Annotated in this window: 13 protein-coding genes; all 13 read right to left on the bottom strand. The window is 48.7% G+C overall.

Annotated elements, in window-relative coordinates; all coding sequences use genetic code 11:
• Positions 1 to 2 precede the first annotated feature (2 nt).
• The gene (locus QTL79_RS06795; RefSeq protein ID WP_346354205.1) at positions 3 to 1,994 is read right to left on the bottom strand and encodes a bifunctional 4-hydroxy-3-methylbut-2-enyl diphosphate reductase/30S ribosomal protein S1; all 1,992 of its coding nucleotides are present in this window, start codon (positions 1,992 to 1,994) and stop codon (positions 3 to 5) included.
• A gap of 116 nt (positions 1,995 to 2,110) precedes the next feature.
• The gene (locus QTL79_RS06790) at positions 2,111 to 3,952 is read right to left on the bottom strand and encodes a carbon starvation CstA family protein (RefSeq protein ID WP_346354204.1); all 1,842 of its coding nucleotides are present in this window, start codon (positions 3,950 to 3,952) and stop codon (positions 2,111 to 2,113) included.
• A gap of 215 nt (positions 3,953 to 4,167) precedes the next feature.
• Entirely contained in the window at positions 4,168 to 4,710 is a 543-nt protein-coding gene (locus QTL79_RS06785; RefSeq protein ID WP_346354203.1) for a lysophospholipid acyltransferase family protein, read from the bottom strand.
• 52 nt (positions 4,711 to 4,762) lie between these two features.
• Entirely contained in the window at positions 4,763 to 5,440 is a 678-nt protein-coding gene (gene cmk, locus QTL79_RS06780; RefSeq protein ID WP_346354310.1) for a (d)CMP kinase, read from the bottom strand.
• 4 nt (positions 5,441 to 5,444) lie between these two features.
• On the bottom strand, positions 5,445 to 6,755 hold the full coding sequence (aroA, locus tag QTL79_RS06775) for a 3-phosphoshikimate 1-carboxyvinyltransferase (protein WP_428845463.1): 1,311 nt from the start codon (positions 6,753 to 6,755) through the stop codon (positions 5,445 to 5,447).
• Between the two features lie 28 nt (positions 6,756 to 6,783).
• Positions 6,784 to 7,794, bottom strand: coding sequence for a 3-deoxy-7-phosphoheptulonate synthase (aroF, locus tag QTL79_RS06770; RefSeq protein ID WP_346354202.1), 1,011 nt, complete (start codon positions 7,792 to 7,794; stop codon positions 6,784 to 6,786).
• An 83-nt stretch (positions 7,795 to 7,877) separates the two neighbouring features.
• Positions 7,878 to 9,140: a BaiN/RdsA family NAD(P)/FAD-dependent oxidoreductase gene (locus QTL79_RS06765; RefSeq protein WP_346354201.1), complete on the bottom strand. Its 1,263-nt coding sequence runs from the start codon at positions 9,138 to 9,140 to the stop codon at positions 7,878 to 7,880.
• A 12-nt stretch (positions 9,141 to 9,152) separates the two neighbouring features.
• Positions 9,153 to 9,893: a pseudouridine synthase gene (locus tag QTL79_RS06760; RefSeq protein WP_346354200.1), complete on the bottom strand. Its 741-nt coding sequence runs from the start codon at positions 9,891 to 9,893 to the stop codon at positions 9,153 to 9,155.
• Positions 9,894 to 9,909: 16 nt separating this feature from the next.
• Positions 9,910 to 11,082, bottom strand: a complete 1,173-nt coding sequence (locus QTL79_RS06755) for a D-alanyl-D-alanine carboxypeptidase family protein (RefSeq protein ID WP_346354199.1) — start codon at positions 11,080 to 11,082, stop codon at positions 9,910 to 9,912.
• Between the two features lie 80 nt (positions 11,083 to 11,162).
• The gene (gene scpB / locus QTL79_RS06750; protein ID WP_346354198.1) at positions 11,163 to 11,690 is read right to left on the bottom strand and encodes an SMC-Scp complex subunit ScpB; all 528 of its coding nucleotides are present in this window, start codon (positions 11,688 to 11,690) and stop codon (positions 11,163 to 11,165) included.
• Positions 11,691 to 11,702: 12 nt separating this feature from the next.
• Positions 11,703 to 12,419, bottom strand: a complete 717-nt coding sequence (locus QTL79_RS06745; RefSeq protein WP_346354197.1) for a segregation and condensation protein A — start codon at positions 12,417 to 12,419, stop codon at positions 11,703 to 11,705.
• A gap of 8 nt (positions 12,420 to 12,427) precedes the next feature.
• Positions 12,428 to 13,417, bottom strand: a complete 990-nt coding sequence (gene trpS / locus QTL79_RS06740) for a tryptophan--tRNA ligase (protein WP_346354196.1) — start codon at positions 13,415 to 13,417, stop codon at positions 12,428 to 12,430.
• A 22-nt stretch (positions 13,418 to 13,439) separates the two neighbouring features.
• Positions 13,440 to 14,066 (bottom strand): site-2 protease family protein, encoded by a 627-nt coding sequence (locus tag QTL79_RS06735; protein ID WP_346354195.1) that lies wholly within the window; start codon positions 14,064 to 14,066, stop codon positions 13,440 to 13,442.
• Between the last annotated feature and the right edge of the window lie 53 nt (positions 14,067 to 14,119).

The following is a 14,119-nucleotide window of genomic DNA, read 5'->3' as shown; positions in this document are numbered from 1 at the left end:
GCCTATTTTTTCTCCAATTGGCTGAACAAATGAGCGAATTTATCGCCGAGCGTCGGGACGTCTGACTGCTGTTCAGTAAGATAATCTTGATATTCGGCGCGTTCGGCGTCAAGTTTGATCTGCGTAACACTTAGTGTCAGGCGTTTGGTAGCCGGTTCAATTTCAAGAATCTTAGCCGGAAATGTCTGACCGAGCGTTACGGCTTCGTCAGCAGTATGAATCGTTTTTTCGCTCAATTCGGCGAGGCGGATCAATCCCTCTACCCCATCAAGAACTTTTACGAATGCACCGAATTTAGCAAGCCGTGTGACAGTGACGTCAACAATCATACCGGCTTTCAGCGCGGCAGCGGAAGCCAACCAAGGATCGGGTTGCAGATCCTTTAGACTCAACGAAATTCGCTTGCTTTCCAGATCCACCTTGAGGATGCGAACTTTGACATTGTCTCCTTCATTGAGCACTTCACTGGGCGACTTGACCCTTTGCCAAGCCAAATCGGAAATGTGGATTAAACCGTCGATGCCGCCAAGATCGACGAATGCACCGAAATCGGCCAGTCGTCTAACTGTGCCGGTCACATCAGAGCCAACCGTCAACGATTGCAACGTCTTTTGAGCCTGCAGTTCCTGCTGCTGCCGCAGATGTGTTTTGTGCGATAAAACTAGCTTTTTACTGGATTCAAAAGCTTCAATGACAAATACCGTCAGGGTCTGTCCGACGTAAGTGTTCAGGTCGGATACCGAACCTAGCGCAACATGGGAAGCAGGGATGAAACCGGAAACTCCGTTCACGGCGACGCGCACCCCTCCTTTGACAGCTTCAGTGACATGTGCTTCGAGTGGCAGATGATTTTCTTGCGCGGCCAAGATTTCTTCCCAAGCCAAACGTTCCTGAATTCGCTTGCGCGACAGTTTGATACTGCCGTCACTGCTGCCGTCAGATAGGACCAGCAGGCTCAGTTCTTCGCCGAGCTGGACGATTTGTTCCGGGCGCTCAGGCGTCGGATAAGCCAGCTCACTCAATTCGATAACCGCTTCACCTTTAAAACCGATATCGACAAACACGTCTGTTTCGCGGATGGCTACTACTTTACCGCGCAGAAGCGAACCAACTTCAACTGATTTCACATTTTGCAGGTGATTTTCCAACATTTCATTAAAATTTTGCATTCTTTCCAAGACCTCCTCAATAATCCAATCTGGCGTAGATGCGCCAGCGGTGATACCTATCCTGTCCTTGCCTTTCAGTTCGGAGAATTTTAGTTCTTCAGCAGTTTCGATATGGAGGGTTCGTGTGGCATACTGTGCGCAAATTTCGACCAGGTGGGCCGTGTTAGCACTATTTTTGCCTCCGATGACCAACATGACATCAACAATTTGGGCCAATTCTGCTGCAGCTTGCTGACGCTGTTCGGTGGCTGTGCAAATTGTTTTTTTTACCACGAGTTCAGGTGTTTTGTTTTGCAAAATAGCTGTCAGTTCGGCAAAGGCCTGTTCCGAAAACGTTGTTTGTGCGACTAAGCCAATGCGTGAAAATAATGCGACATCCTCTGCCTCCGCCGCATTTTCTACCGTCAATGCCTGGTTATCAGTCCAGGCTACGATGCCTTTCACTTCAGGATGCTTGGCTTCGCCGATGACGATAACCTGGCAGCCGGAGTCAAATAGTTCTTTTGCAGCTTGTTGCGCTTTTTTAACGTGAGGGCAGGTCGCATCAACGACCTTCAGTCCTCTTATTTCTGCGGCCTTATATATCTGAGGGCCTACGCCGTGTGAACGGATGATAACCGTGCTGCCGGAAGGGATCTGATCAATATCGTCAACGGCGATAATTCCGTTAGCATGTAAATTGGATACGACCTGGGGGTTATGAATAATCGGTCCCAGTGTGTAAACGGTTGATCCAGGAGTCTGAGCGGCCTGATCTAATGCCAACGAGACGGCCCTTTTTACTCCGTAACAAAAGCCGCAATGCTTCGCTGTAAGAATTTGCATAGAAAGACCTCCTATTTTTTAACCAATAATAAATTCGACGAAAAATAAAAAAAACCTTTATTGACGTGAAAAAAAGCAATCCACGTTGTTGTGGATTGCTTTTTTGGCAGAATTTGCTAACTTGGAATGTTTGGTTTTGTTTCACCATATCGACACACGGCCTCAATTTCCGTATTCATGCCGACAGCTTTATCGGTCCGATAAAGTTCATTCCATTTACGTATCGAATCTAGCAAGGTAATCACAACTAAGACAATCAAGACAACGCTGACCGAACCGTTAATATTTCCCAGCATATCACCGCGTTTGAAAAACATTTGAATATTCATCACGCCGGCAATGATGACGGTGAAGGCTAAGAATATCATTGGCAGCAACGTCACTAGCGAATGAAGTTTATTGTCGGACACTTTCAAGATAATAGTCGTGCCAATCGCGAGTGCGACTACGGCAAGCAATTGGTTTGCCACGCCAAACAACGGCCAGATGCTCGCAACGTCGCCGCTGTATAGCAGATAGCCCCAGCAAAGAGTGACTAATGCGCTGGTGAAAAGAATGCCCGGCCACCAGTTGGGCCGTTTCATCGGCTCGTAGAGATAAGTGCCGATAATATCCTGTAGAATGTAACGGGCTACGCGGGTTCCCGCGTCAATCGTTGTTAGGATAAAGAGTGCTTCAAACATGATGGCGAACTGATACCAGTAATTCATCAGATGCCCCATACCGCCGATGCTGGAGAATATTTTTGCCATGCCGACGGCTAAAGAAACCGCACCACCTGGTCGTCCGGCGACATCCATGCCAACGAGACCGGATAATTCTTTTAAGCTTACCGGAGGAATGTTTAGTTTGGCAAATACAGCTGGAGGCGTATTGATGGCAAAATAATCACCAGGCATCAGTACGACAGCCGAAATAAGAGCCATGACCGCGACGAATCCTTCGGTGAGCATACCGCCGTAAGCAATTGCCCTGGCTTGCGTTTCGCGTTCGATCATTTTGGGCGTTGTGCCGGAACTAATCAGCGAATGGAAGCCGGAAATTGCGCCGCAAGCAATGGTGATGAAGACGAACGGCCAAACCGGTCCGGGAATGATCGGTCCACCGCCATCGACGAATTGCGTTGTAAACGGCATGTTAATCGTCGGTTGGACAACTAGTATGCCAAGTGCTAACGCTGCGACCGTGCCGATTTTCATATAGGAACTGAGATAATCGCGCGGCGCAAGTAACAGCCAGACCGGTAATACGGCGGCAAAGAAACCGTAGGTGGGCAGCGCCAGCGCCAGTTCATTACGCGTAAGTGTGAAGTGTGGAGCCCAGGAAGACGCGGGTATATAGCTTCCGGTAAACACTGCGCCAAGGACGAGTAAAAAACCGACGATTGAACCGGAACGTATCGAACCGGGAGCAATTTTAAACATGTATAAGCCAATGACAATTGCGATCGGAATTGTCATGAAGAGCGTATAAACTCCCCATGGATTGTTAAACAATGCGTTCACTACCACGATTGCAAGACCCGCCAAAGCGACAATGATAATGAACAAAATGGCAAATGACGTGGTTACGCCAGTCAGCGGCCCTACTTCACGCCGAGCAATTGTTGCCAGAGACTGGCCGTTATGGCGCACCGAAGCAAACAAAATGATCAGATCATGGACTGCGCCGGCAAAAACCGAACCGAGTAAGATCCACATGAAGCCGGGACCCCAACCATATTGAGCGGCTAAAACAGGACCTACTAGAGGTCCTGCACCAGCAATTGCGGCAAAATGATGTCCAAACAAAACCCATTTGTTTGTTGGGACAAATTCGCGTCCGTCGTTGCAGCGATAAGCCGGAGTAATATTAGCATCGTTCAGGAATAAGATTTTTGTAGTGATAAATGCGGAGTAATACCGATAGGCAAGTACAAAAAAACACGCGGCGATGATGAGCAATGTGACCGAATTCATTATCAAGTCATCTCCTTTTTGTTTGTCTTACAACTTGATTTTTACAAGAACACCTCCTACGAAGAGTAATAATTATACTACCATTGTCCAAATATAGTATACATCAAGTAGACAATAGTTTAAAGATTTTACCATAATAAAAAAACAAACAGGCTATAAATTAAAAGTTCCCCCACAGGGTAGACTGTTCTGTCCACTCAGCGGGGGCGTTTAACTTAGCTTTTATTTGCGGCATTCGCTTGTTGCACAGCGATTTCCGCCATGATTTTTTCTCCCAGAGTTGCTGAATTTTTACGATACTCAGGATTGGCATCTGGATAAATAGCGGGACCAAAACGAATCACAAAAACAGGCAGCCATGAAGTGCCGGAAAACACCTTATTCGTGCCGATAATTGCCGTGGGAATGATCGGCACATTTGCTTTGAGGGCAATCATAGAGATGCCGGCTTCCGCTTTTCCTAGCTCTCCGGTTTTGCTGCGCGTGCCTTCTGGAAATAGTCCCAATAATTGGCCGCGTTCTAACAGGGAGAGGGCGTTGCGAATCGCATTGCGGTCTGCGCTTCCGCGCTTGACAGGGAAGGCATTCAATGCAGAAATGATCATGCGCAGTAAGCTATTTTTAAATAATTCTTCCTTGGCCATAAAATGGATCGGGCGTTCAAGTGCCGTTCCGAGCAGCGGCGGATCCCAGAGACTGATGTGATTAGCGGCAATGATTGCGCCGCCTTGTGCGGGAATATTTTGCAACCCTTCCACTTTCCAGCGAAAGAGGAAGCGAAAGATGAGAAAGAAAAAAGCGCGGGCAAGATTATACAAGATTTTCCCGCCTTTCTGCGACGCCTAAAATAGCAGCCGTAACCTCTTTAATCGTCAAGCCGGTTGTGTCAATCAGTACAGCATCTTCGGCCTGACGCAGCGGCGCCGTTTCACGCTCATAGTCTTGCTTGTCGCGTGCTGCGATTTCCTGCATCAATTCTTCGAGCGAACAAGTAAAGCCGTTATTAGTCAGCTCAAGCCAACGGCGCTTTGCTCGTTCTTCGATTGAAGCGGTAAGAAAAATTTTGATTTCGGCGTTTGGAAGAACGGCTGTTCCAATATCGCGTCCGTCCATCACGACGCCGCCGCATTCAGCCATTTCCTGTTGCATTGCGAGCAAAATTTTACGTACGCCTGCAATCGCGGCAACGACGGGAACCAGTCTGGAAATTTCCGGATTGCGAATGGTTTCGCTGATATCGTTGCCGTCGGCGAAAACACGAGTTTTACCGTCAATACTTGTAAGGCGAAGCGAAAGTTTTTCCACTAATGAGATAATGCGGGCTTCATTAGTTAGTGCTATCTTTTCTGCCTGAACTTTCCAGGCTACGGCGCGATACATCGCACCGGTGTCAATATAAATATATTGCAATGCGGCGGCTACCAGGCGGGCGATTGTACTCTTGCCTGCGCCAGCCGGTCCGTCAATGGCAATGGTGAATGGTTTCATCCTCTTAGACATCCTCCTTAGCGATGGTTTGCAAAACTTCAAAAAAGGCAGGATAAGATATGGATACACAGGAGGGGTTATCAATTGAACAGCCGGCGTGGCGGCTGCCGGCGATAGCCATGGCCATGGCCATGCGATGATCATGATAAGAATGACAATCGCCCCAGTGCAATTTCTGTGGACCGTCAATAATCAGGCCGTCATCAGTTTCTTCCAATATAGCGCCCATACGGCGTAGCTCTGCAGCGACGGCGGTTAGGCGATCCGTTTCTTTAACGCGCAGTTCCGATGCATCGCGAATCACGGTGCGGCCTTCGGCGGACAGGGCTGCGACGGCTAGGACAGGAATCTCGTCGACGAGCCGAGGAATCATGGCTCCGCCGATTTCAATGCCACGCAAGTTGGCGAAGCGGACTTTCAGATCGGCGACTGGCTCGCTACCGCTGCTGCGTTCATTTACAGTTTCAATTGAAGCGCCCATTGCCTGCAATGCGTCAATGATGCCGGTGCGCGTCGGATTCATCCCCACATTACGGAGTAATAGCTCACTATTTGGAATAATTGATGCAGCAACTAACCAAAAGGCGGCGGAACTAATATCACCAGGAACAATGATTTCCGGCGGTGCAATCAGTTTATCGACCGGAGTCAATTGGACAGTGGTTCCTTCGCGGCAAATCGTGACGCCAAATGTTTCCAGCATCCGTTCCGTGTGATCTCGCGAGACATAAGGTTCCGTTACGCTACTGGCGCTGTCGGCGAACAAGGTGGCGAGCAAGATAGCTGATTTGACTTGCGCACTGGCCATCGGCATTTCATAACGGATGCCATGGAACGTTTCTGGCGGTTGAATTGCAATAGGCAAAAGATTACCGTTTTGTCGACCACTCAAGTTGGCGCCCATCAGGCGCAACGGTTTGGCAACGCGAGACATTGGACGTGCGCGCAGCGAATCATCGCCAGTCAACGCCGTAAAAAAAGGCTGACCGGAGAGAATACCTGTTAACAAACGCAATGTCGTGCCTGAATTTCCCGCGTCTAACACAACGGCTGGTTCTGTTAAGCCGTGCAAGCCGTTTCCCTGTACCCAGAGCGCATCATCCGGCGTTTGCCAGATTTTCGCACCAAGCGCTTTCATACAAGAAACGGTTGATAAGCAGTCTTGTGCATAGAGGAAATTTCGTATGCAGACAGGCGTATCGGCTAAAGCGGAAAACATGACACTGCGATGAGAAACAGACTTATCGCCGGGAATATCGATCACGCCTTGAAGCTGTTTAATCGGAAGAATCCGCGTCGCTTGCATATCGGTCATAACAAGGCCCCTTTCACAAATTGAATTTCTAGACGCTACGGTCGATCGCAGCAGCAATTTTGGAGAGTTCAGTCATTAATTGCGTGAAGTTTTGCGGGATTAATGATTGCGGGCCATCAGACACCGCCTCTTCCGGACAGGGATGCACTTCGACAATTAGACCATCAGCACCAGAGGCTACGCCTGCACGTGCCATCGGCGTCACTAAACGCCAGTTTCCTGTGCCGTGACTCGGATCGACGATGATTGGTAAATGGCTCAAGTGTTTCACCAGCGGAATGGCATTCAAATCCAATGTATTGCGCGTATAAGTTTCAAAGGTACGAATACCACGTTCGCATAAGACAATTTTTTCATTGCCGCCAGCCATGATGTACTCCGCGGCCATCAGCCACTCCTCCACTGTGGCTGATAAACCACGTTTTAGCAAAATTGGTTTATCGGTTTTTGCCACTTCTTTCAGCAACGCGAAATTTTGCATATTGCGAGCGCCAATCTGCAGCATATCGACATAGTTCAGCGTCAGTTCGACGGTTCGCGGATCAGTGACCTCAGAAACAACCGGCATATCCACCTGTTCTGAAACAGTTCGCAAAATTTTGAGACCTTCTAATTCAAGCCCCTGGAAACTGTAAGGCGAAGTACGCGGTTTGTAAGCACCGCCACGCAACATAGAAGCGCCAGCAGCCTTGACTAACTGCGCGGTTTCCAAAAACTGCTCAGGACTTTCGACCGCGCAGGGACCGGCGATGACCGGTATAAGCGGGCTGCCAAAGACAACATGGCGGACGTGAACTAAGCTGTCATCAGCCTTCAGCTCACGGCTGACCAGTTTGAAAGGCGTCAGTATGTTCACTACTTTTTCAACGCCGCTCATTCTTTCATAGAGATCCGAGTCATGCGCAGCAGAGTCACCGACTGCGGTAATCAATGTTTTGCCATTGCTAGTCACGCAATAGGCATCCAAGCTATGCTGTTTTAATTTCTCTACGACACGTTGAATCGAATCGGGAGAAGTTGTATTCATCATAATAATCATGGGCGGACAAGCCTCCGAATTTTCGTTTAAAAATCATTTATCTAAGAATTCACCATAATGGGCGGATATCCTTTAAGCAAAAATTATTCTGACTGCAATTTTTCGGCAGCTGATTTGCCAGCGACGTAGCCGGTAGAAAATGCGGCCTGCAGATTGAAACCACCGGTGTAAGCATCGATGTCAAGTACCTCGCCAGCCAAATACAAGCCTGGAACCAGCCTCGATTCCATCGTTTTCGGATTGACTTCTTTGACATGGATGCCGCCAGCCGTGACGATTGCTTCCGCCAACGGGCGCGGTCGAGTGATGGTGAACGTCAGACCCAGCAATTGTTCCAAGATGCGCTGTCGCTCTTCCTTAGTGATTTGATTGACGGGTTTGTCCGGGTCGAGAAAAGCGAGGTCAATAACGACAGGAATCATTGTAGAAGGCAAGAGTTCTGATAATGCATTTTTCAGCTGTTTGCGAGTGAATTTTTGGAAATCGCGCTGCAAACGTTTGTCCAACACTTCCTCGTCCAATGCCGGTTTTAAATTTATTTTGATAAAAGTATCGGAAACATCGGCATTTTCTTTCCAATGTTTAGCCAGTTGTGCACTAAGCGACAAAATGATTGGGCCGGTCAGGCCGAAGTGAGTGAACAACATTTCGCCGAACTCTTCGGCCACTTTGCGTCCGCCAAGCCAAATCTGCGCGGATACGTTACGCAGTGATAAACCTTGCAAATCTTTGACGACGCTCAATTCTTCCACTTCAAGCGGCACAAGAGCTGGATGAAGGGGTAGCAAACTGTGACCGGCGGCTTTAGCCAGATCATATCCGTCGCCGGAAGATCCTGTTGCGGGATAAGATGCGCCGCCAGTTGCTAAAATGACGTTGGTTGAATGGTATTGTTTACCGCTCCAAATCTCGACGCCGGCGATCCTTCCCTCTTCGATAAGCAAGCGTCTGACGCGCATGTTTGGCAGCACGGTTGTTGCCGTTGTCAAAGTCTGCGCAAGTGCTGCAATAATATCGCCTGCTTGGTCGCTGACTGGAAAAATTCGCCCGCCGCGTTCAGTTTTCAAAGGAACATGATGCTCTTCAAAAAAAGCTATCAAATCTTGATTGGTGAATTGGCGTAGCGCACTATAGAGAAAGCGCCCATTACCGGGAAAGTATTTAGGGAAATCTTCGATGGGGGCGATGTTTGTCACATTGCAGCGGCCTTTACCGGTAATGCGCAATTTACGCCCTACCGTCGCCATACGCTCTAAAAGCAGGATTTTTTTCGCACCGTACTGCTGTGCGCTAATCGCGGCCATGAGGCCTGCGGCACCACCGCCGATAATGATAATATCGTACATGAATAATCCCCTTTATTTGCTTTGTTTAGGCCCAACCGCAAAGGAACGCAGGCGAGTAAGTTCTTCCGGCGTCAAGCGGCGATAAGCGCCGGGATTTAAACCCTCCAGGCTTAGAAATGCCAAAGCGCTGCGCATCAAGTGTTGCACCGGATGACCAACCGCTTCGCACATACGGCGGATTTGACGATTTTTCCCTTCAAAGATACGAATTTTAATGACACTGAAATCGTCGCCCTTATCATAAGAAACGGCTTCGACTTTAGCCGGCGCAGTCAGGCCATCCTCTAGTTCAACTCCGTCACGCAATCGTTTAAGATCAGCGGCGCTTGGACGGCCTTTGACACGGGCCAGATATGTTTTGTAAATTTTCTGACTCGGATGAAGCAAGGCATGGGTAAGCGCACCGTCATTCGTCATTAGCAGCAAACCTTCGGTGTAATAATCGAGTCGGCCAACCGGATATAATCGCCCCGGCAAATCTGTGAGAAGATCGGCTACGGTAGGTCGTCCTTGCGGATCGCTCATTGTCGTAACGACGCCGGATGGTTTGTAAAGCAGCACATAATCAAGCGCTTCTTCGTGAATGATTTTGCCGTTAACAGTGACCTTATCGCTTCCCGGCTTTACTTTCACGCCCATTTCGCGAACGATCTGGTCGTTGATTTGCACTTTGCCTGCAAGGATCAACTGTTCGGCTTCGCGACGGGAGGCAAGGCCCGAACGGCTTATATATTTTTGCAATCTTTCTTCCATTTGGTACTCCTTTATTTTAAACGTAAGGGATATCGGTCCAATAGGCTCTTACTTTTGACGTAAGACCGGAAAATGTCTTTACCAAGGCACTGTGTAGGATCGCAAAAAAGGATTTTTGCTGATCGCTTTGTGCAGCCTGCAAATCAATCTGTTGGATCTCCTTGCCGTTGAAGAGTACCTTTGCTACACCGACTTTCTCGCCTTCTTGGATTGGCGCTGCCAATTTTGCCGGCAAATCGGTTTCAATCTTAATCGCCGGATCGTCTCCGTTGCGTATGGGAATCGTCACGCTTTGCGCGGCAATGACTTCGGTTTCGCCCTGAATGCCGTCGATGACACGTACTTTTTTCAGTACATCGCCTTGCGCGACGATACGACGCGACTTAAGTTGTGAAAAGCCGTAGTCAAGCAATTTGCGACTGTCCAGCCACATGGCGTCACTGTCCATAACGACAGCGACAAGTTGGATATCGCCGCGCAGGGCGCCGGATACCAGACAAGGGCCGGCCGCTTCGGTATAGCCTGTTTTTACTCCGTTAGCGCCGTCGTAGTTCCAAAGCAATTTGTTTTCGTTGAAGAGCTCCCGGGCAAATGGTTTTCCAGCCCAAGGCATGACGCGCTGTTTAGCGGAAACAATTTGACGAAACAGCGGGTTATGATAGCCGTAGGCGGCAATCAATGCGAGATCCTTTGCCGTTGATACATGATTCGGATCCGGCAAACCGCTTGAATTGGTGAAATGCGTATTAACGGCGCCGATTTCATGCGCCTTTTGCGTCATGCCTTTGGCAAATTCGGGCACTGAGCCGGATAGGTATTCGGCAACCGCTACCGTGGCATCATTGCCGGAGACTAGCATCATGCCATATAAAAGATCAATCAGACGCTGTTGCTCTCCAGCCTCCAGCCACATCGATGAGCCGTCAGTTGTTGCTGCGGCAGTACTTGCAGTGACTATGTCCTGTAGGCGGTTGCTTTCCAAAGCGATTATCAGACTCATCATTTTTGTCGTACTTGCGGGATAGCGTCGCTCATCGGCATTTAAACTATATAGCACCTGACCGGTCGTCACATCCATTACGACGGCTGCATGTGCGGTAATATCAGGCTGCGGCGCTGCATCTGCTTCGCTTACGAGCAGCAATGCGCCGAGCAGGGCGCTTACTAAGATGTGTTTAATCGGTTTCATCGTCGATGGTATCCTTTCTATATGGTCCGTCACTGTTCATTATCGTTGGCGACAATACATGCAAAGGGAAAAGCAGCCGATCAGGGCTGCTTTTCTGGTAAAAGCTCAACTAAAGGCGGCAATTCCTTCAAGCTGTTTAGACCCAGGCATTTTAGAAAATCCAGTGTTGTGCCGTATAAAATCGGACGACCGATCGCTTCCTTACGCCCTAGCTCGCGAATCAGCTGGCGTTCGACAAGATTAGAAAGTACGCGATCAATCTTAACGCCGCGAATGGCTTCAATTTCTTGTTTGGTAATCGGTTGTTTAAAAGCAATAATCGATAATGTTTCCAGCGCGGCCATTGAGAGACGGTGATCTTGGAATTGCACGAGCTTGGCAACGACATCGGCTAGAGAAGGCTTTGTACATAACTGATAGCCTTCGGCGACGCGAACGATCGTCAGGCCCCGTTCGTTGCTGGCCATGTCAGCTGTCAATTGTGCGGCCAACAAGTCGAGGCTTTCTTCCGATATTTCCAATATTGCGGCTAATTTTGCCGCAGCGACCGGATCGCCGCTGGCAAAGAGCAGCGCCTCCAGGTGGCTTTTTAAATGGCCATAAAACATAGCGTCTCACACTCACTCTTTCAAAAGAATGTAAATAGCGGCAAAATTGCCTTTTTGCTGTACGGTTACACGCTGCAGTTTGATTAATTCGAGTAGCGCAAGAAAGGAGGCAATCACTTCGCTTTTGGTACCGCTGCGAATAATGGTCTCGGAAAACTCCAGCTTGCCGTTGTATTTATGCAGCAATTGCAGAATATCATGAATTTTATCTTGGATGCTGATTTCTTCGCGATTCACGATCGAGTATTCTTCCAGACCGCTTTCCCAAACGGCGAGAAAAGCTTTGGTTAAAAGGTCTACGGTGATGCCGACCGGCAAACTTAAGACTGGCGTAATGACCTGCGGTGTACGCGTCATATATAGGTCGCGTTGTTCGCTCAATTCGGCCAAGTGTTCAGCCATTTGTTTGAATTTACGGTATTCCAACAGGCGATTCACCAGCTCTTGGCGTGGATCCTCCTCTTCGCCTTCATCTGGAAGTGCTTGCGGCGGCTTTGGCAGGAGCAGACGCGACTTAATCTGCAGCAAGGTTGCCGCCATTACGAGAAAGTCGCTGGCGACATCAATGTTGAATTCTTCCATTGCAGCTAGATAGGTCAGATACTGTTCAGTAAGCTCAGCAATCGGAATGTCATAAATGTCAACCTGACTTTTTTCAATCAGATGTAGCAATAACGCGAGCGGCCCTTCAAAGGCCGCTAACTGAATTTGATATGCGTTGCTCGTCATCGTGCCGGCTAACCGAGATGCATTGCTGAACGGACTTCGGCCATCGTGTCTTGTGCCACCTTGCGAGCCCGTTCGGCGCCTGCATGAAGGATTTCCGCTACCATGGCCGGCTTGGCGCTTAACTCGAGCCTTTTTTCATGCATCGGCGCTAATTGTTCCACCATTTGGGCAGCCAGACGTTTTTTGCAGTCTACGCAGCCGATTTCAGCTGCGCGGCAAGCTATGCTGATTTCTGAGCACTGCTCCTGATTGAACAGTTTATGAAAAGTGTATACATTGCAGACATCCGGATTGCCTTTATCGGTCCGTTTGACGCGCTGCGGATCCGTTACCATCAATCGTACGCGTGCTGTAATTTCTTCGGCGCTACCAGCAAAGGGGATCTCATTGCCATAGGATTTGCTCATTTTTCGTCCGTCAATGCCTGGCAGTACCGAAGATTTACTTAACATGCCTGCCGGTTCCGGGAAAATGGGTTGGTATAAATAATTGAAGCGACGGATAATTTCACGCGACAATTCAAGATGCGGCAACTGGTCTTCACCAACCGGAACCGTATCCGCTTTGTACAAGATGATATCTGCCGTCATCAATTCAGGATAGCCGAGAAAGCCATAGGTATTAATGTCCTTGCCCTGTTCGCCTAGTTGTTGAAGCTTATCTTTATAAGTCGGAACTCGTTCCAACCAAGACAGTGGCGTCATCATTGACAGCAAAAGATGCAACTCTGCGTGCTCCTTGACGTGAGATTGGACGAAAATGACGCTTTTTTCCGGGTCTAAGCCGGCGCTGAGCCAGTCGAGAGCCATATCATGAATTCGCTCCGGTATCTTGGAAGTGTCTTCATAAGAAGAAGTCAATGCGTGCCAGTCGACAATCGAAAAGAAACATTCGTAATCCCGTTGCAATTTCACCCAATTCTCCAATGCCCCGAGATAATTTCCCAGATGGAATCTGCCGGAGGGTTGCATACCGCTAAAAATACGTCCTTTAGTCATAGTGAATCGATCCCCTTTGCGATTATAATAAGAGCAGGATAATTTGTCTAAGCACGCCATGGATAAATGAACTGAGCGGCGTAAGCAGTTTGCCGATGATGCCGAGATATACCAAACCCAGCAAAATAAAAGTCCCATAAGGTTCTATCTTATTCATCCACATATCAAGTGTTCGTGAACGAAGGTAGCTGCTTAAGACCGAAGCTCCGTCGAGCGGCGGAATCGGTAACAGGTTGAACAGAGCAAATGTTATATTATAATTGATTGCTAAGGTAATGACCAGACGCAATTCATAAGGCAGGCTGCCGAAGAAGCGCAAGAAGACGGTCGCGACAACGGTTAGCGTGAGCGCTGTGAGCAGATTGGCGATCGGGCCGGAAAAAGAGACCCAGAACATACCTTTGCGCCAATTAGAAAAATAACCGGCATTAACCGGAACCGGCTTCGCCCAGCCAAACTGCAGCAACCAAAGCATAAGCAAGCCAAAAGGATCGAGATGCGAAAGCGGATTCAACGTCATGCGACCAGCATTCTTTGCAGTCGGATCGCCGAACGAATAAGCAACGCGCGCGTGCGCATATTCGTGAATCGTCAAAGCTAAAAGCAGACCCGGAATACGAAAAATAAGATCGGCGTCAAAAAAAGACAAAACGGGCGGCCTCCTTTTAGATAATTGATATACCTTGTACATTATACTAAACT

The sequence above is a fragment of the Azotosporobacter soli genome (assembly GCF_030542965.1).
GTDB lineage: Bacteria > Bacillota > Negativicutes > SG130 > SG130 > Azotosporobacter > Azotosporobacter soli.
This window is presented reverse-complemented; position numbering and strand designations above follow the sequence as displayed.